Origin of the sequence: Paenibacillus chitinolyticus NBRC 15660 (genome assembly GCF_000739915.1) — a bacterium.
Classification (GTDB): Bacteria; Bacillota; Bacilli; order Paenibacillales; family NBRC-103111; genus Paenibacillus_F; species Paenibacillus_F chitinolyticus.
Map to the genome: position 1 here is coordinate 132,352 of NZ_BBJT01000004.1, position 18,603 is coordinate 150,954.

23 protein-coding genes are annotated in these 18,603 nt (G+C 35.4%); 7 read left to right on the top strand and 16 right to left on the bottom strand.

All coding sequences use genetic code 11. From position 1 onward, the window contains the following. Positions 1 to 2: 2 nt before the first annotated feature. The 10 genes from PCH01S_RS10560 to PCH01S_RS10605 all read right to left on the bottom strand — a co-directional run bounded on the left by PCH01S_RS10560 (position 3) and on the right by PCH01S_RS10605 (position 9,452). Positions 3 to 1,502 (bottom strand): hypothetical protein, encoded by a 1,500-nt coding sequence (locus tag PCH01S_RS10560; protein ID WP_042229111.1) that lies wholly within the window; start codon positions 1,500 to 1,502, stop codon positions 3 to 5. A gap of 17 nt (positions 1,503 to 1,519) precedes the next feature. Beyond that, on the bottom strand, positions 1,520 to 3,154 hold the full coding sequence (locus PCH01S_RS31095; protein WP_053228693.1) for a hypothetical protein: 1,635 nt from the start codon (positions 3,152 to 3,154) through the stop codon (positions 1,520 to 1,522). Then, positions 3,144 to 4,031 (bottom strand): hypothetical protein, encoded by an 888-nt coding sequence (locus PCH01S_RS10575; protein WP_042229113.1) that lies wholly within the window; start codon positions 4,029 to 4,031, stop codon positions 3,144 to 3,146. Before PCH01S_RS10575 ends, PCH01S_RS31095 begins: the two co-directional genes overlap by 11 nt. A 151-nt stretch (positions 4,032 to 4,182) precedes the next feature. After that, complete coding sequence (locus tag PCH01S_RS10580) at positions 4,183 to 5,391, bottom strand: hypothetical protein (protein ID WP_042229114.1); 1,209 nt, start codon at positions 5,389 to 5,391, stop codon at positions 4,183 to 4,185. 11 nt (positions 5,392 to 5,402) lie between these two features. Then, positions 5,403 to 5,681, bottom strand: coding sequence for an HU family DNA-binding protein (locus PCH01S_RS10585; protein WP_042229115.1), 279 nt, complete (start codon positions 5,679 to 5,681; stop codon positions 5,403 to 5,405). Further along, entirely contained in the window at positions 5,674 to 5,898 is a 225-nt protein-coding gene (locus PCH01S_RS10590; protein ID WP_042229117.1) for a hypothetical protein, read from the bottom strand. The genes PCH01S_RS10585 and PCH01S_RS10590 overlap by 8 nt, the downstream gene beginning before the upstream one ends. Before the next feature lie 9 nt (positions 5,899 to 5,907). Continuing rightward, positions 5,908 to 6,660 (bottom strand): Rha family transcriptional regulator, encoded by a 753-nt coding sequence (locus PCH01S_RS29720; RefSeq protein WP_084706574.1) that lies wholly within the window; start codon positions 6,658 to 6,660, stop codon positions 5,908 to 5,910. Between the two features lie 993 nt (positions 6,661 to 7,653). Then, the gene (locus PCH01S_RS30385) at positions 7,654 to 7,824 is read right to left on the bottom strand and encodes a hypothetical protein (protein WP_156972812.1); all 171 of its coding nucleotides are present in this window, start codon (positions 7,822 to 7,824) and stop codon (positions 7,654 to 7,656) included. Between the two features lie 126 nt (positions 7,825 to 7,950). Further along, positions 7,951 to 8,727 (bottom strand): HTH domain-containing protein, encoded by a 777-nt coding sequence (locus tag PCH01S_RS10600; RefSeq protein ID WP_042229118.1) that lies wholly within the window; start codon positions 8,725 to 8,727, stop codon positions 7,951 to 7,953. Between the two features lie 110 nt (positions 8,728 to 8,837). After that, a complete protein-coding gene (locus PCH01S_RS10605; RefSeq protein ID WP_042229120.1) occupies positions 8,838 to 9,452 on the bottom strand; it encodes a hypothetical protein in 615 nt (204 codons plus the stop codon). A gap of 287 nt (positions 9,453 to 9,739) precedes the next feature. Here PCH01S_RS10605 and PCH01S_RS10610 point away from each other — a divergent pair, with 287 nt between their 5' ends. Continuing rightward, on the top strand, positions 9,740 to 10,825 hold the full coding sequence (locus PCH01S_RS10610) for an RNA-guided endonuclease InsQ/TnpB family protein (protein WP_042229122.1): 1,086 nt from the start codon (positions 9,740 to 9,742) through the stop codon (positions 10,823 to 10,825). A 1,067-nt stretch (positions 10,826 to 11,892) separates the two neighbouring features. Then, a complete protein-coding gene (locus PCH01S_RS10615; RefSeq protein WP_042229124.1) occupies positions 11,893 to 12,081 on the top strand; it encodes a hypothetical protein in 189 nt (62 codons plus the stop codon). 538 nt (positions 12,082 to 12,619) lie between these two features. Here PCH01S_RS10615 and PCH01S_RS10620 read toward each other — a convergent pair. Then, entirely contained in the window at positions 12,620 to 12,847 is a 228-nt protein-coding gene (locus PCH01S_RS10620; RefSeq protein ID WP_042229126.1) for a helix-turn-helix domain-containing protein, read from the bottom strand. A gap of 434 nt (positions 12,848 to 13,281) precedes the next feature. Here PCH01S_RS10620 and PCH01S_RS30395 point away from each other — a divergent pair, with 434 nt between their 5' ends. Continuing rightward, positions 13,282 to 13,443, top strand: a complete 162-nt coding sequence (locus PCH01S_RS30395; protein ID WP_156972814.1) for a hypothetical protein — start codon at positions 13,282 to 13,284, stop codon at positions 13,441 to 13,443. 272 nt (positions 13,444 to 13,715) lie between these two features. On the opposite strand, the gene PCH01S_RS10625 is transcribed toward PCH01S_RS30395, so the two are convergent. Beyond that, the gene (locus PCH01S_RS10625; RefSeq protein ID WP_042229128.1) at positions 13,716 to 14,219 is read right to left on the bottom strand and encodes a superinfection exclusion B family protein; all 504 of its coding nucleotides are present in this window, start codon (positions 14,217 to 14,219) and stop codon (positions 13,716 to 13,718) included. A gap of 130 nt (positions 14,220 to 14,349) precedes the next feature. Between PCH01S_RS10625 and PCH01S_RS10630 the strand changes: the two genes are divergently transcribed. After that, a complete protein-coding gene (locus PCH01S_RS10630; RefSeq protein ID WP_042229130.1) occupies positions 14,350 to 14,802 on the top strand; it encodes a hypothetical protein in 453 nt (150 codons plus the stop codon). 45 nt (positions 14,803 to 14,847) lie between these two features. Here the strand turns inward: PCH01S_RS10630 and PCH01S_RS10635 are convergent, their stop codons facing one another. Continuing rightward, on the bottom strand, positions 14,848 to 15,096 hold the full coding sequence (locus tag PCH01S_RS10635) for a hypothetical protein (RefSeq protein WP_042229132.1): 249 nt from the start codon (positions 15,094 to 15,096) through the stop codon (positions 14,848 to 14,850). A 282-nt stretch (positions 15,097 to 15,378) separates the two neighbouring features. On the opposite strand from PCH01S_RS10635, the gene PCH01S_RS29725 reads away from it, so the two are divergent. Then, a complete protein-coding gene (locus tag PCH01S_RS29725; protein ID WP_272509685.1) occupies positions 15,379 to 15,762 on the top strand; it encodes a type II toxin-antitoxin system PemK/MazF family toxin in 384 nt (127 codons plus the stop codon). Between the two features lie 36 nt (positions 15,763 to 15,798). On the opposite strand, the gene PCH01S_RS10640 is transcribed toward PCH01S_RS29725, so the two are convergent. Both PCH01S_RS10640 and PCH01S_RS10645 read right to left on the bottom strand, forming a co-directional pair. After that, a complete protein-coding gene (locus PCH01S_RS10640) occupies positions 15,799 to 16,395 on the bottom strand; it encodes a hypothetical protein (protein WP_241688816.1) in 597 nt (198 codons plus the stop codon). A gap of 85 nt (positions 16,396 to 16,480) precedes the next feature. Continuing rightward, positions 16,481 to 16,747 carry a helix-turn-helix domain-containing protein gene (locus tag PCH01S_RS10645; RefSeq protein ID WP_042229134.1) on the bottom strand — a complete coding sequence of 89 codons (267 nt, stop codon included), beginning with the start codon at positions 16,745 to 16,747 and terminating at the stop codon, positions 16,481 to 16,483. A gap of 146 nt (positions 16,748 to 16,893) precedes the next feature. Here PCH01S_RS10645 and PCH01S_RS10650 point away from each other — a divergent pair, with 146 nt between their 5' ends. Then, on the top strand, positions 16,894 to 17,136 hold the full coding sequence (locus PCH01S_RS10650; protein ID WP_042229136.1) for a hypothetical protein: 243 nt from the start codon (positions 16,894 to 16,896) through the stop codon (positions 17,134 to 17,136). A 294-nt stretch (positions 17,137 to 17,430) separates the two neighbouring features. On the opposite strand, the gene PCH01S_RS29280 is transcribed toward PCH01S_RS10650, so the two are convergent. Then, positions 17,431 to 17,877: a helix-turn-helix domain-containing protein gene (locus PCH01S_RS29280; RefSeq protein ID WP_053228694.1), complete on the bottom strand. Its 447-nt coding sequence runs from the start codon at positions 17,875 to 17,877 to the stop codon at positions 17,431 to 17,433. A 139-nt stretch (positions 17,878 to 18,016) separates the two neighbouring features. Between PCH01S_RS29280 and PCH01S_RS10660 the strand changes: the two genes are divergently transcribed. Next, the gene (locus tag PCH01S_RS10660; RefSeq protein ID WP_042229138.1) at positions 18,017 to 18,445 is read left to right on the top strand and encodes a hypothetical protein; all 429 of its coding nucleotides are present in this window, start codon (positions 18,017 to 18,019) and stop codon (positions 18,443 to 18,445) included. Positions 18,446 to 18,603 lie beyond the last annotated feature (158 nt).

Below are 18,603 nucleotides of genomic sequence, written 5' to 3' on the forward strand. Positions count from 1 at the left end.
TCTCACTGACCTGTACGCGGAGCCATATTTCCACCATTTGTTTTGTCTTTCACAGTATTATCATTGGACAAGTCAGAACTTGGCGGTCTGCCTCCATCTTTACCACTTATCGTGTGAGAAGTCTGCAGTGGTTTAAATTTATCTTTGTACTCTAAAACATCCTCAATAGCTACTATGTCAATATAATTTGAAACATCCATTCCTCTAGCCGCGATAGAATGACTTAGACTTCCACCCTTATCAAGCAATCCATCAAATGCAGCAATCACTTTATCTCGGTTAAATGATGTAATCCCGAGGAATTTCATTCGAAATTGAAACTGACTATTACCAAACTTCTTAAATTTTCGATTAAACCAGATCGATTGAATCTGTCCAAGAATCTTAACAAGAGAATTAGTAATAATCTCGACGTTTAATACGCCAGCAGAGAAGTTTCCACCTTTTAATGCCCCCTCGCCAATACCGGCGTTCATAAGTACATCGCTCTGCACTTCCTGAACCTTACCCTTTTCGAGTGCAGATAATTGCAGAGGGATATCATCGAACTTTGTTCCACCCAAAACAGTCAAGCACCCCACATTTGGGGGCAATAAGGCCTTTAAATTCTCATGCGATTGTATGATTTCTTCTTCGCCTAAAATCGAATTGCCCTCTTTATCAACCGGTATTTGCTGTACAATAATCTTTCTTCTTTGGGAGTTGACTACACCTCTATCTAACTCCTTTAATTCGTCGTAATACTGAATATCGTCAATGGAACCATACAGTAAGCCTATTCCTTCTGAACTTTCTAAATTGGAACCAATTTTTATTGTGTATGTTTTCTCATGAGGTAGCGTTCTCCAATTGTATTCATTGGAAAAGTTAACTTTAGGGTCATCGATACGATTTTTATAGTCCAGATACATCTTTTTAAATAAAGGGTCGTATCCGTTTAACTGCATTTCTCTTTCTCGGATATCTGTAAACTGTTCAAAATACTCAAAATTGAACTGTATAACCGGATTGCCATCAGAAGCTATTCCAATTATTCGCGTGTAATCTAAAGGCAATGGCTGTAGAAAAGTTTCACGATCATATGCTGAATACCGACCGTATTTAATTGTTTTGAACAGGATGTCATCTACTGTGGTATCCATAATGCAGTCCGCCAAGTATACTTTTACCTCAGCGTGTTTTTTCTGATACGACTTCGTATTTAGTTTTTCAATGTTTGCAACGGAAGGTTCGATAAGATATTCAAATGAAATAATGTTTTTAGTGGTATCAATCAATCTTCGGTAAGTTCCATTTGTAATGTAAAGGTAATCAGACATTTCTCTAAGTGCAACAGAGTTCTTTTCATGGTTTGAGAGCAGCCTCTTGATATCTTGGCTAGAATACTTTGCATCTTGCTTATAGCTACCATAATGATTGCTACTGTTATATGGCGTATAAGCTAATTGAGCGGTAATAACCTTGCCCTTTTCATTCTTTACTATGTTGACTGTATCCGACACACTTTGTCCTCCTTTCTTTAGTTGTATAGAAACACCATTTTATTTTTGACTTTTCTCTGTTTATCTTCAAAATTCTTTATATACCATAGGCCCATAGCCAAAGCACTGTATCTATCTTTGTCCACACGTTTCGTCAATTGCTCTACTGTGTATCTGGCACTCTGGGTTTGTCTAAGTTTAAGATTTGCTATTTCCTCAATAAGTAAATCTGTCTGGATATGCGGCAAACTCTTTTTGGTCGAGTCAGTATCGTTAATATCGTATGAATTATCTACATTCTTCACTAATAACTGAAGCTTTCCACTTTCCACCATATCAATGAAGCTAACAATAATATCATGATTTATACCTTGAGCAGTGAGCGCATAAATCACTTTGTCTGATCGTTGGATTTCCGGTTCATGATCTGTATTAATTGTGTCCCAACAGCCAAGACTTTCACCTGTATTTGGATCTACGGTATCTTTTAATAACTCGTCGCATAAGCCTGTACCTACACCATTAACATCGACGACGACAGTTTTAGCATTATAAAGATTTTGAAGCCGTTTCACCTCAATTGCTTGACCAGTAAAATTCATTCCTATAGGTAAATTGATTAAATTCACAAGACTTATTCTTGTTATTTTCTCTTCTTTATTTCTTTTTATTTTTAATACTGCTACTGAGGATTGGTTGTTATTCTTAGATTGGCTTCGTGCTACATCGACACCCAAAATGTAAGAACTCTTTCCATCACCTTCAAACTCAGGCTGAGAAAGAGTTCTTAAATCTAACACTTTATTAATATTAACGAGCGCTCCGTCAGAAGCTCCGACCCATTTGCTTTCATAATTCATTGCGAAGAATGTTGGGGATAACTTTGATTTCTTATCAAGTATTGCTGATTTGGGTTCGCCACGCCCATACTTCACGGCAAGTTGCCAATCCGAGCCAAGTACAATTTTCCCCTTCAATTCCGCCATTTCGTCAATCATTCTTAAATTACGTTCAAACTCGTCTGAGCCTCTAAAACCAGATGTTGTCATGAAGTTAATCTGCCCATTTAACTCTTCAGGATTTATCAACGCTTCCTTACCAATTGTTCTACGCGGCACGTTTACGATTGGCTCTAAAACATCTTCAAACAATGCATTATTAAGCAATGCCGCCTCTTCTGCATTTAGACGCTTTCTTCTTGCGCCTTTTGAGCTTTGAGCATTTGCCATAACATCTATTCTGCCGCCAGATGCAAAAACGATCTCTACCGAATCTTTACTGAAAAGAGGTCTTCCTTGAATTTCATGTAAAAGCATAGGATAAAATTTCGTTATTTCCCTAAACTTTTCTTCAACAAGTTTTGCCGCGTTCTCTTTGGTCTGCGCAGTCATTGATATTTCTATATCTGGAAAAAAGATAGCCGTATGTACCATTCCCATAACTTCGAGCATAGTTTTTCCGTATCCACGGGGAAACACCATATAATTCGATACAAATCTTGCTATACATCTTAGGTAAACTCGTTGATCTAAGTCTAGTCTTATTCCACCAGTTGGGGGAGTGATGAGATCCCACCAAAGATCAGGGTTCCACCTTGCCCATGAAACCAAGTCATAATATTTATCTAAGTTTTTTGAAAATCCATCAGCCTGTAAGCATGAATTATTTTTCATAGGCATCCGCTTCTTGTTTCATCGATTCATACTCTTTCTTACGTTCTTCATAGAATTGATAAATTTCTGAGTATTCGGCCGATGGTAAGCCTTTCATGTCTCTTACATAGTTTACATAGCACCAAATGTTAAAATCGACTGAATCTTGAGGGCGTTCTTTGAACTTAGGTAAAATCTCGATGATGTCAACAGATTGTTCAACGCTTCTCACTAATTGACCAAATCCATCTAATCCATCAGATAAATCTGATTTAGATAATTGTGATGGATTGATTTTTGCCGCTGTTGCCGCATCCTTTGCCAATGCTCCCCAATCTTTTGCCTCTCTTGCATCTCCCCTTGCTGTTGCTAACTCTTCTTTTACTCTATAGCGAATATACGTAATTAGCGCCTCTGTGTGCATGGCAGTTCTTTCTTGATAATTATTGCTTAAAGTTGCATACTTGCGTTCAAACGCTCGGTACTCTTCTGGTTCATATCCCTCTCCCCACTTCTCCATCAATAACTGATCTATATCGGTTTCAGTTTTTTGAACAATTGATTTTGGAATTTCAATAGAAGATGAATACGATAAATCTTTATACTGAGGAAGCGAAGAGACATTCTTTAAGTATTTCCCGCAATTTTCCTCCCATTTAATCCATTCATCAGATAGATAAGGACGATTTACATGCTGCAAAAATTGAATAAAAAATTCAAAACCATATTCCTCAACTAGCACTTCAAAGCATTCTTTACATATACTCGCCTTACCATCTGAACATTTTGAATTTGAATTATAAAATTCTCTATCTCTATTTTTATCTTGTTTGCACTTTTCACATTTCTTTTTCTCAGCAGCCGGACGCCTAGCTGAAGGCTTTCGTTTCTCCGCCATAATTACACCATCCTTGACTCCCTTAAGTTTAAAATGAAGACGGATAGGAGGGAGTGGCCAATTTAAGAACAGGGTTCTCCGCCTTCATTATTTAATGAACAAAAGAAAACACACCAAACCGAAAAGGCGTGATGTGCTTGAAGTTAACTCACTAATTTAGTTTTAGACTGTAACTGATTGATCTACCCTTATTCCGTTCATATACAGAAAAGTTAGCACCGGCTTTAGCTCCTGTCATGAGTGAGTCCGAATACTCATCTGCTCCCATTACGCTAGGAATCTGAATTATTTCTATGTCATTCGTCAACCCTTCTCCTACCGTTAAGGTTCCTGCATGGTGGAAATGCGCTATGTATAAATAGTCGATGAATTCTCTATGCAACAAGGATAAATCCCTAATGGCATTCTTTTTACCTTTTAACTGATGTCCATGCAACGCCCAAACATTATATCCGAGTACATCCAGTTTTACGTAATCCTTATCGTACAGCGGAGCCTCAATTCTTGGATTGTTTGCAAGCACATCGTGAACATAGTTCATAATCACTAATTCTAAATCCTCCGATGGATACTCGCCGCGATTACTGTTAAATGGCCTAATCTCCGAATGATTAGCCGATGGCACATGATGATAGGTTACTCTCACATACTGAGACAATACATTGAGCCAGGATGCGATAAACTTACTAAATTTAATAGTCTGATCAATAAGTCCGCTTTGTATAGATTGCAATTGACTCGTTCGGAGTGTCATACCCTCAATTGAATCTGCACCATTGATAATATGTATATGTTCAAAACCATGTTGCCTAATGATTTCTAACGTTTCACCCATAAGCAGAGACATCCTGTCGCGCGCTATGTCTTCGTTATATTCATTTTTCAAGCTCTTAAAGTATTTACCGAAATGGATATCGGCAAAGGAGAGAACGCCAACCTTATCCCTTGTAGGTGGATAGATAATGGGTTGAAACTTTGGAACAGGAATCTTCTCGATAGAATCTTTAATCATGTCCCACATTACTTCTCGTCTAGCTGCTTTATTTAGGTTCTTATTGAGCTCACTTTTTATAGTTTGAATCTTTTTGTATTCCTTTTGAGCCTCAAGCTTCTTTTCTTCTTGGAGCAATACAATACCATCGGGATTTAATTGAGCTTGATGCAAATCATACCCGCGCTTTAAAAGGTGATAATCTTTTCTCCACTTAGATTCAGAAAAATCTTCATTTGACTCAGCATTCATAACATCTCTAATTTGATGCCAATTATCTAATCCATAAATCTCCTTATCGTCTCCGAGACGCAATAGAAAACGATCTAAGCTTTCCTCTGAACCGCGTGTTAGATTGGAATGATTCACTTATTCACTCCTTACTTAGATTTGACCGCTTCTTTGAAGTTTTTACCCGCCGTAAATCCTGGGCACTTAGACTCGTCAATTTGCATTTCTTCGCGAGTAGACGGGTTAAATCCCTTGCGAGCTGCGCGGGAACGAATCTCAAATTTACCGAAACCATGCAAAGCAACTTCTTCACCATCGCCAACTGTAACAGTAATTGTTTCAAGAACTGTATCTACAACAGACTCTACATGTTTATTACTCATATCCAGTTCTTTAGCTACTCTCTTCACCAATTGCTCCTTATTCATATTCTTCTTCCCTCTCATCAATATATTTATTTACATGAATTAGGTATTCCAACGTATCTATACTAATTTCATTGTCACTGCTTGCTTTCTCAAATACATCGCTTTCAAATCCGTTTTCTTTAACCGTAGTCATTATGTTAATAAGTAATCTATCAAGTTGATCGATGCTTCCTGACAGCAACTCTTCTAAGCTGCTTAGATCTTGTTTTCCTTGCATAATCTAATCTCATTCTCCCTTAGAATTAAATGTTTGAAATTTTTCTTTTACTTTATCTGCAATATAGTCAAAGCCTTTAGGAGTTAGCAAAGTTACACTGATTGGCTCTCTATTCCTTGTCGTATGTATTACTTTGAATTTATCAGTACCGTTCCTATACTTCTGATAAGGAGTATTGTTGTTCATTAGGATTCCGATTCTTCTCAAAAACTCGAATAATTTATTCCTACCAATATTCAGTACCTTAGCAGCATCGCCAATGGTCATATAACCATCTGCATCTAGAAACTCGTCATACTTTTGAATCTTAGGTGCCGATAGTTCGAGTTGATGTTCAAGCTCTTTCTTTTTCTTAACTTCACTAAAGTAAGCAATAGCTCTATCCTCTTCTGACAAGGCCAGGTATCTCATTGCTGGATTAGCAAGCTGTTCAGCCATAAGTTCAAATGCTTCTGTATATTTATATGTAAAAACTGTTGCATCATCGCCAGTAAACTTATTGACGAGCATAGAAAATCCTTGTCGATCCATCTCGAACATCGGTTGAGATTTGCCTTGTTCATTAATATATGAGGACTCGGAAAAATTTCCGTGTCGGCTTAAATCTGGGATAAGACCAATGAACTTGCGAATTTTCTTTAAAACATCTGCATGTTCTTTACCATAGATGGCTGCAACCCTTAGACTATTTGTTACCACTTTGCCCTCTTTATTAACTACTAGTCCAAATTCACTCTCAAATTTCGTTAATTCTTTACTCAATCAGTTAATCATCCTTTTCCATTTATATTGGTCCAGTGTCAAAGCGCCCTCTTTCAAAGAAAGGCGCCCTGATATCACTAGTTCCGTAATTATGGTTACTCACAACGTAATGAGTAGGATGATGATAAGGCTGTCAAAGCCTCGCATTAAGCGATAAGATATTTAGTTGTTAGTTGCTTGCCGCATCACAAGCCGGAGAAGCATTTCACCTTCTCAATTCACTGTCTAACTAGTTATATTAAGCGCAGATGACAGGTCTATTATTTGATGTGAACAATTGTCACCTAATCCCTGCCTCCCTGCGCTGTGAAGAGAGACATCACTCAAGTTTTAAGCGCTGGTTGTTGATGTCCCCTTTAATACCATTAAGGGTTTTACAGTAAAATCGCTCTGCAACGGGATAATTAATAATATATCATTCTTTTACTTTTATAAAAAAAATCCACAAACCTAGTACTGCTGCGGGTTACAACGATTTTCTAAAGCGGTAGTGGTTTTTGTCTCCCTTTAATACGATTAAGAAAAATAGGTAAAATCCTTATTAGATAAGGAATATGAGGACTTTTCTATATCAGTAATTCTGTCCTAATGTGCTAGAAACCCAAGCATATCAAGGGTTACAGCGTTTTTCTAAAATTCTAGCAGGCTTTTCTATTCTCTTAATTCACCGTGACTTAGTCGATTTCTGGGAGTAAAAGATGAATGCTCAACAACATAGATTTTGACATACACCTATAATAGAGTAATATATATAATATAAATATAAGTATTAGATTTAATAATTACTCTATTATAGGTGTATGCCATTTTCTATGTTTTTAACTGACTAAAGTTTATGAAAGAAAATACAACAGAGTAATTAATAAATTTAAGATGCATTTTTGTTAAAGGAATGAAACCCTTAATCGAGTAGGAGACATGAGAATTTTATTGATAAATGTGTTGGATTTTGGCTTAGAATTAAACTCTATCGCTTGTTGTGGAGTACCCTGGTTAAATCTTAGCAATCGCAACAGATCCTCCGATTATCCATACGAGTCCTAATAAGTATAATAAGAAATCCTCTACTGCCGGATCATTAAAACATGCCCACAAAATCAAGGCAATACCGGCTAACACCAAATGTGTTACCACAATTAAAACTAAAGTATCTAGTTTACTCATTTTTCACCTCATTTAAGTTTGAAATCAAAAAGGTTAAATATTTGTATTGCTTATAATCTTTTAATTATTAATAAGACTCTCTCTTAAGATCTATTATATGTACACTAAATATTTAACCTTTTTATTTTAATGATTAATAAAATAGGTGTTGGCATATCTTTTCCACTCCCCTTCTTTTAGATAACGTTTTGGCTGCTCTATTCTTATATTTCCTGTCTTTTCTAGATTGTTTATGTACTTTTGAATAGTTCCTGTACTTAGCGATAATTCTTCTGACAACCTAATTAGAGTTATAAAATATCCACTAGGAAATTTTGCACAATTGTACAACAAATACTGAAACATAAAGAAACCAATGGCTCCTAGATCCGGGTTGCTTATAATTTGAATGAACCGATGAATTGAAAATAAGTGAGTGTTACTGATGTCGTAGAATGTTCCATCAAATACGTCATCCTCATAACGTCTAAAAGCCTTGATTGGTTTTTTAACTGTATACTTGTGAGGTAGAGTGAAGATTTCTTTGTCGTTTAAAGCTTTATACATGATGAATGAAACAAATTGGTCATCAAACTCGCTTTGTACAGGAAGGTCTGACACTGTTTCTGTTAAGCCTAATCGATCCAATAAACCATTTTTCTTTATGAGGTAATCAAAAGTCTTATTGTTCCTGGCAAATCCAAGCATTTCGATTAAGGTCTCCTTGGTAAACCAATACGCGTTTCCATATTTGCAGTAACGAAATAAATAGCAATTTAAACAGTAATAGCAATAAGCAAAGGCTATGTTTGTGGCAGATTTGATTTTATCTGTATTCTTCAACTCAGTAAAAATCTCATTATGTATATATACTCTTTCGTAGTCTTTAGGCTGCAACAAGGATATTAGTTTTTGCTTTTCCATTACACCGTCCTCGCTTGAAATACTTTTGTGAAGGTACAATTCGAGTGTAACATTCAAATATGTTATTGTACAGTTTTATTTTATTATTCCTTGAAGTTAATTCTCCTCTCTTAAATTTCAAGAAAATTATATATTTTTTCTACTAATTTCAATATCAATCGCTCATCTATGTAACCACTGTCGTGGAAAAGACGCATGTCGGGAAGTTCTGCAATAGCTATAACTACGTAATTTCTGCTGTTCATAATAGTGTCAAATACAGGCACATCAAAAACTACATCAATAACTAATGAAATTGTCGCTTCTGAGTGGTTTAGCTTCTCTTTGACTCTATCATAAATTTTGTTAAGCAAGTTTCTGTCAATGTAATTAAGTTTATTGTAACCTCCAATGTAAGGATCGTTCCACCAAGCCAAAAAAGAAGCTTTTAATTTTTCAAGCGCAGCCTTTACCTTATCGCCTGTAACACGATTTAATATTTCTAAATTGATCAATTGTGTACCTGCATCTTCTGCTCTAACATTCTTCACTAAGTCTACCCAAATATTGATAAGAACATGTTGAAGCTCTACCAGAACTGATTTATCTAAATCTATTGATACCCAAGGAAATTTCCTGTGGCTTGTTCCGTTTAACTCAATATCAGTGTTCAATATGGCATTCTGAAGATATATTATATAATTCAAAGATTCTGAGCTTCTGTTTGCAATAGTTAAATTACTCATTACTATTCCCTCCTGAAACCAAGAACAGCACCTATCACAATAAGCGCTGTTCTTGGCATGTATTTTATAATCAGCACCAAAAACCCCTTGCTTTAGCTATGGGGATGTAAGACGCTAAAAGGAATCCATAATAGACATCTTGCATATATCTAATGTACTGTGGCATTATTTAACATGGGCAAGTAGAGAATAACAATAACATTGTATTTGACTACAGTAGGAAGTGTTCCCTCTAGATACATGTAAAATAGTATATTGAAAATCAGAGAGACAAGTAGGTGAATTATATGAGAATCGCATTCAAGTTTAGATTGTATCCAACCAAGCAACAAAAAGAGAAGATCGAATTCACTCTTGAACGTTGTAGGCTGCTCTATAATCGCCTACTCGAAGAAAGAATTTTAGCCTACAAAAATGAAGGAAGAAGTCTAAATTATTACGATCAAGCTAAAACATTCACAGAACGCAAAGTGTATATTCCAGCACTAAAACAAGTTCATTCGCAAGTGCTGCAAGATGCAGCTAATCGTTTAGATAAAGCATTCCAATCTTTCTTTCGTCGTGTAAAAAGTGGTGAAACTCCTGGATTTCCAAGGTTCAAACCACAAAAGCGATATGATTCATTTACATACCCTCAAGCTGGTTACTCTATTATTGGAAATAAAGTTAGACTCTCAAAAATTGGAGATGTGAAAATAAAGCTACATCGCCAGCCACAAGGTAAAGTAAAGACTTGTACTATCACAGTGAAGAATGGGAAGTATTATGTCTGTTTTTCATGTGAGACTCCTGCTCAAAAACTTCCTGTATCTGATAAAAGGGTTGGTATTGACCTTGGGATTAAACATTTAGCAATAACTTCTGATGGTCAAATATTTGATTCACCAGAGTATCTTCGTAAGAGCGAAAATAAACTAAAACAATTACAACGTAATGTTTCAAATAAGATACGTGGATCAAACCGTAGAAAGAAATCTGTACTTCTTCTTGCAAAGTTACATGAAAAAGTGGCAAATCAACGCAAAGATTATGCACATAAGATTTCTAGAAAATTGGTTAACCAATACGGATACATTGCTTTTGAAAAGCTCACTAAAATTAAGATGTTAAAAAATCATAATCTTGCTAAAAGCATTGCTGATGCTAGTTGGAATCAACTTGTTCAATTTACAACGTACAAGGCTGAGAGTGCTGGTCGTGTAGTTGTCCAAGTAGATCCAAGAAATACATCTCAAGAGTGTAACAATTGTGGTCAAATCATAAAGAAGTCTCTTTCTGTTCGCATACACAACTGTAGTCATTGCGGATATGTTGAGGATAGAGATATAAACGCAGCAAAAAACATTCTTCAACGTACATTAGCAGTTTCGTAACGAAACCAAATATGTAAGGCTCGGACAGAGCCTTCAGGGAGAGATGAGGATACGAGTCTCGATGATCTGAGAAGCCCTCGCCTTTAGGCATGGGGAGTTGTCACCTACACCCGGTATGTATTGATAAGAGTATACCATTTTTTATGTAAATTTTCCATATGATTACATAAAGATGAACTGCATTCTTGTGAACTACTAGAAGTGCAAGTCGCTATCAAGTATCGAGATAACGGTTTGCCAATGTTCTTTTATAGGCTTTAATGATATGTTGCGCTTTGCCATTTATAATTGATATCGTATAAACACTGATCTAATAGGATAATTCAACTAACCTAGATATACATCGAAAAAATATGCAACGAGTATACATTAATGTTTGTAGAGTATTAAAGCCTAGCTGAGACATTTTAACGATAGCACTACGATAACAAAATCGATGGAAATTTAGAGTGAAAATTAAAATAAGGTGAGTGTAGGAGTAGAAGTGCTGCGGCCTCATTCTCTAAAATTGACCGGCTTTTAGATGTAAAATACCCCCCTCTAATTACTATATAAGATACATTATATAGTAAAGAATCAAATTAGATAGGCATTTTGATAATGTCAAAATGAATGTAATAGTTATCTATAATCATAAGCCAGTTATAATCCACTTACTTTTTGTAAGTTATCGCAATAGTAACAGAATCGGCTCGGCCTAACACTTTTTATTCTTCTAAGTTTCCTTTATTCTTCTAAGTTTCCTTTATTCCTCTTAGTTTCCCTTATTCCTTTTCCCCTATTACATTCCCTTATTCCCTTATTCACATTATTCATCACACTAATACTCATTCCTTTTTATGTATACTTATACACCATTGTCACACTTTATTTATCTAATTGTCTCTCCTTTTCACATAGAAATAATCCCATTGTATTTACCTTTTACATAGTCCAATATTCGTTAAATTAGTTGCATATAGTCAATGAATAATCAATCGTTGTTTATAAAATAAAACTATACAGGATGATATAAATATGTTATAATTATCTTGTAAGGTAAATTATACATAGGAGTTGTTGGAAACATGGAAATGTTTAAAACTTTCCTAACGCTATTGGGATTATTCATTAGTTATGGTGTATTCCGAATAGCGAACAAAAAAAACAAGCTTGAGCTTAAAAAACTCAAACTTGAAATCCGTAAACTTGAACTAGAAGTTGCGGAAAAGGAAAAGAGCGCCCCAATTCCTCCAAGAAATGAAAAGCGCTCTTAGTCCTAAAACAGCAAGGAAGGGGAAACCCTTCCTGCTACCCAATAATACATGATTGTACATAAGGATTCAATGCCAAAGAAAGTACAGAAGAATTAATGTAACCTTTATTAAATATAACTATACAATATTATAATTATGTGATATACTTGTTTATGTAAGGTAGTCGCACTTTGTATGAGTGCGCGGATTGAAATAGGACTCTCCCTACGCTACTAGGAATCTTAATCAGTGTCACACCCTTTATGGGTGTGTGGATTTAAATGCAACTATTGCTGGAGCCTATGGCATATTTAAAAGTGTGACAAGTGTAAAATAAACTGAAAGGACTATAACAGATTATGAGTAAATTTACAGGGATGTGCCTTGCTGTCCTACTGTTTGGTATTGGTATGCTCATGTTTGCTTATTTTGATACTGCAAGTGGAGATATTCCAATGTACATAGTAGGAGCCTTGTGCATTATAACAGGCGCTTATGGTCTTCTTAGGGGCGAATAACACTATAACAGCGTGGGGTAATTATTGCTGATCTTTTTCATTTAGTCGAATGGTCTATATTTCCCTTTGAGTTCAGCAGCTTCCTTCTTGCGTTTCTCTACATCTTCCCGTAAAAACAACCTTGTTCTACCTACTTCTTTTACTGGAACAAGTTTACCGCGTTCGATCAGAGAACTTAAAGCCTGATTGGTAATGTCTAATTCCTCCAGGACTTCAGGAACTGCTAATATTTCATAATTAACGATTCGAATCAATTCATCTCTATCCAAATTTGTTCACCTACTTATTCAATATAATAAACAGTGTCAGCACACTAATTCCAATGGAAATAAGACTAATTACAGTAGCCGCTTTATTTATTCTTGACATTTTCATCCTCCTTCATCCATTGCTTTGTTCATGCTATAATAATGAAGAGAAAGATTAAGAAGTACACGGCCGTACTTTTATTTTCCGACCGTGTATCCCATCCGTACTGGTTACTACTTCAGTGCTATGATGAGATTGATGATGGACACCAATAAACTAATGATTGCTGTGGTGAGCGGAATTAGTTTATCGGACATCTGCTTCTTTTTCTTTCTCTTCTTTTTTGCCATTTGTTCACCTCCTTTATACTTTTATTATACCATATCTATTTATGTATATCAATAGATAATTGAATATTGCTCGCATATATGAAAATCTATAGGAGGAATAATATTTGTTAAATAAATTGCTTAGTGTTGGTAGCGTTATTTTTGGGGTAGGTTTAATTGGGCTTAACTATTCGGATAGTCCAGATACAGGAGATGCTATTGCCCTTGTTGTTGGAGCTGCTTGCGTTATTGCTGGGATAGTTGGGTTCTTTAGGGCAGACGCCTAATCTGCACATGTAAATTCAACAGGATACTTGTACACCCTATAAAATCAAGGGTATCTTACAGGATACCAGGATAGATAGCGGATACTTAGGGAAATTTCTCCCTCAGTGACATCAATAATCTAATGATAAAACTAAGGGTCTAGAGGAGAATGCGATTAGCAAACCCCAACTTTGAGGACTGATATTACTCCCTAATTGATCTGAAAACGGAGTTTTCCGTTTTCTAAACAAAACAAAAATACCCAGACTTGTTTGTCTAGGCATGGATAAAGCTATTCGGGATTTAGCAAATGGGTATTCTTTTTTAAATATTTCCAAGCCCATGGTTGTATGTTGCAGGCGAATCCATAATAGTCTCCAACTGAAGAAGCCTGGTATATCACTTGAGTGTGTATCAACCCACTTACAACTCCGTTAAACAAGTCTAATTTTTGTGATCTTGTGTTATGAAAAAGATAGTATCTTAAAATAACTTTTTCTTCTTCGGTTAGACCATGTAGGTATTTTATGCGGAATTTATGCAACTTTCTGTCACCATTTTTTCCAGTGACAAAAGTAGTGAATTTGTAAATCAGATGAGTAATCAAAAAACAAAAAGATATGATAAAGGTTAAACCTATCCATGTCTTATATTTCACTGTAAAAGGATCTATTCCAAGCTGTTTTAATATGTCTACTGGCAAAAACAGCATTGCTGCAGAGGCTAAAACAATAGGAAACAAGTATAACGGCGTTAACTTTAGAATGTCCAATATTTTACCCATATCTAATCTCAAATAGCTGCCCTTCTTTCTATAGGTATATACTCCTACATAATATTATGACAAGTGCCAAAAGTTGACAAGCGCAAATCCAAAATGTTACATTTCAATTATACCACCAAACATACATTCGAGGGGGAATTGAATGAAACGTTTTTTTGACCAACTTCAATATTTTGAAGACTGGAGAGTTTATCTACTTTTATTAGCGTGTTCATGTGGCTTTGGTTATTTGGCTTATGAACAGCTTATGTTATTTCAGCTTCCGGAAAGCTTCTTAGATAAGTGCCTGTATATTTTTCGTAATCCGGGACCTTCCTTTAAAGTAGTTGGTCTAAGCTTTTTATCTGCTATTTGTTTTCTAGCTCTTTCAATAGGTTCGTTTTGGAATACTTACATAGCTTATGAAAATGAAAAATATTATAAGTGGCCTGTAATTTTCTTTATCCCTATTGGTATAATATCCGCATATTTAATTTATTTTTTCCTCAGTACCTTTTTGCAACTGTTGTTCTTGTTATTAATCATTGGCATTCTTATTCTCCTTGTATTGTTCAATGAAAGCAAAGATACAAGAACAAGTCGCAGAAGAAGATAACAGAAAAAGAACCTGGACAAACATCCGGGTTCTTTAACGTTTTTACTAAGCTTGATTTAACCGGCTCATCTCTAATTTAAGTTGTCCGTACTCTTTGGCTAAAAAGGTTATATCATATTTAGCTTCAGCCGCTGTTACCTTGTTGTTATCATCTATTCTGTTCAGTTGAGCGGTCAATTCCTTCTGAAACTGTTCAAACCTCTTTTCAAATCGCTCCTGGCTTCCTCTAACCGACTCAATCAATTCGCAGACGTTCTCAAATAGGTCTACAACCTCCTGTGATTGCTTGGACATAGTCTATCCCTCCTGTTAATAAATGAGCAAGACAAAGAACCTAGACAGGCGTCTAGGCTCCCAATGATTCATCTAATCCGTTTATTCAATCTGTCTATTTCTAGATCATGTTGACCAATCTTAGCAGCCAGATAGATCACCTGACAATGCCATCATATCATAATTTATAATTATTGCAATCATTTATTATTTAATTCTAAATAGAACATATATTCCCTTGTATGTATAAAACTAAAGTTATACAATAACAGTAAAATAATATAATATGAGGTGTTTATTTGTATGAGTAAACTACTTCTAGATGCTACATGTGACGATGGTAAAATGGTTAATCGTGGGGAAGTTTGGATGGTAAAGTTTGATGGGATTGGATCTGAGCAACGCGGTTTAAGGCCTGCACTGGTGATTTCTAATAATCGGGGCAATAAATATGGATCAACAGTTATTGTTTGTGCTATTACTGCTCAAGTACACAAAGCAAAATTGCCTACTCATGTTGTATTAAAAGCATCTCCAAACGGAACCATAAAGGATTCAGTTGTTATGCTTGAACAGGTAAGAACAGTTGATAAGTCTAGGCTGCTACATAAGCTTGCTAGAGTTGGACCAATAACAATGGGCAAAGTAACCGAAGCTCATGCGGTTAGTTGTTCAGGCGATATATAAAAAGAAAAAGACGCTCAGCGGCGTCTATACATAGTGTTAAATTTCGTATTGTAGTTTTTGTACTGGTGCTGTTTTACCTGTTTCTTTGTTAATGTAATCAGCTACACCATCACAATATTTCTTATCACGATCAACCAAGAATAAAGCATCTATCTGTTCATTATCCTTGTTAGTATAAGTTAATTGGATATAGTGTTGCGTAACCTCTTTCTTCTGCTGCTTCGTACCTAAGCCGCTCATACCCCCTACTACAGCCCCAATAGGCCCCAATAGTAAGCCGCCAGCAATCCCTCTAAGAATTACAGACTTCTGCTGATCATCTAAGACGATTTCTTGAGCAGACACCCCTCTTGCAAACTGGAAGCGATCCATAGGAATAATTTGCGTGTTATTGATTGTAATGTTGTCTTTGTTTGTAACTACCTTTGCAGAGATGCCAGTTCCAATGCCCGGGATACCTAAGACGTGTTTACCGTCAAAAGATGAGGTTGGTATAGCAGCCTTAATGTTCTTTTTTATATTTATAATAGCAACAGATATAATAAAGACTGAAAGAGAAACAACAAAGAAAATGCCGAAGGGTGTCATAAAATAACCTCGCAGTTGGTTTGTAATGATGATTTTATTATACAATATGTATCTTCCATAATCTACATGTTAATTAATTAGAATGTTATTACAAAAAAGCCCAATTCAATTCTGAATTTGGGCTAAATTTCTAATTTTCATTTATGTCAACTTTTAGCATTCCCTCGTTATTCTCCACGGTTTCAAACAAATCATCATTATCTACGATTTCAAACAAATCATCGATTTTTACTTTTAAAGCCTTAGCAATAGTAAATAGATGATTGTCAACATGTTGTGTATTCTTATCAAACCTAGACAAGACAGGCGCAGAAATCCCTGTCATTGTTGCAAGATCAATTTGTTTAAGATTACGTTCCGCTAAAAGCTTGTTTAAGCAAGGCTTTACAATTACCATGCAAGCAACTCCCTAACAGTTTCTAATATGATATTACATAAGTCAAATTACAAAGTCAAAAAAAGTAACCGTAATTAGTTGACTTCCACATTACAAAAGTGTAATATGTAATTAAGAAAGTGGAATAAAGAAAAGAGGTATTGACTATGAAAAAAGTATATTCGGTAGCAATTGTTCAAAAGGTTGTCCGCAATAATCTGGTATGTGAAATGCACTACGGCGAATCCACAGCCGTACAGGTAGCTCTTGTAAATGTTAAAATGCCATTCTTCAAATTCTTTGATTCAGCGCAGGAAATGTACACTGAGTTAAACAAGTCTAAATTAAACATGGTTTTCGACAGGGTAACAACTCACCACGTTAACACTATATATGCCGCCGCTATTTAATGATTAAGGTAACTCATTTCAGATCTCATTATACCAGAAAATTGATAAGGCGGTGTTACCTTTGTTTACTTGTCCAAAGTGTAAATCAGAAGTTGATTTTGCCGGTTACCATGAAACAGACGAAGAAATAAAAGAGCAATACGAATGCTTCAACGAACACTGTAATTATGTTGAGTTAAGGGATGCAATTACTCAAATTTAGGTACATGGAACTACTCATTGACAACATCTGGAACTAATGATACATTTTAATACGAACATACATTCTTATTTTGCGAACAAAAAAAGAACCATTTACGGTTCTTCATCATCAAGCAGAACTTCTACTATATTTAATATTTTTCTCTTTTCATTATCAGATAGAATTCGTCCCTCATAGGCTATGTTATTTTTTGAAAATAACAGTGTGCTAAGCTCAATAACATTACTGTAAGAGTATTTTGACACTGGCTCTCTAACAAATGAAGCCATCACAGGTTCACTATAAATTTTTCCTTCATAATCCATCATTAATTGCTCATCAAGATAACCGGCTCTTTGTAATAGGTCTTCATAAGGATGGTTATATGCCATTGCTAATTTCTTTAAGACTTCAGGAGAAGCTTGAATTGGCTTTTTAGTTCCAGGCCTCTCACCTTTTTCGAGGAAGCTAATATAAGTATGACTAAGTCCACTTCTATCTGCAGCTTCCCTTAAAGTCATATTGCCGCGCAATTGTTTTAGGTATTTTCCAAAATCCATATGATACTCCCTTTAGATGGATTTAATGTGCCAACTCTGTTTAACCAGTTGACAAGTCGTTTAACATAGTATACCATAATTTTGAATTAGTCGTTTAACGAAGTTTACGTTGTTTACAATGTTAAAAGGAGTCTGTTGAATGAACTTACCGTTCGCTATCGCAATTTTCATTAATTTAAAAGGTAAGACAGAGCTTTATTATGGAGAAACAGAAGAAATCGAAAACAGACTCTCTAACATTCATGCCGATTTCAATTATTTCCAAAACGAGGAACAGCTAATCGCAAAATTAAAAATCATTTCAGAGACAAAGGAGTATAAAAAAATTAAGTTCACTCCCATAACGAGCAAATGCTATACTATTTCCCTCCATTGGATTTTTCAAATGTATGTAGATGATCAAACTCAAATCTATTATGGCGAAAAAGAATCTGCAAGACAAGCTGTCACGAACTATTGTAAAGGCAAACATGTGTACGGTAAAGGATATCCATCAAAATTTCAAATGTTATGGCAACTAGAGTATTACAAAACGGCAAAAAGCAATACAGTATACATACCTGTTTAAGACATCAAGAGACTTAGATTAAACTGAAAGGAGATAATATTGTTGAAAATTGAACCGATTAAGATTACCTATACACATTTTCCTCATTGGTCATTAAAAATAGAATCAATCACATTTAAAGTCGAAATGGACAGCAATAGCAAAAAGGAATCTTAGGT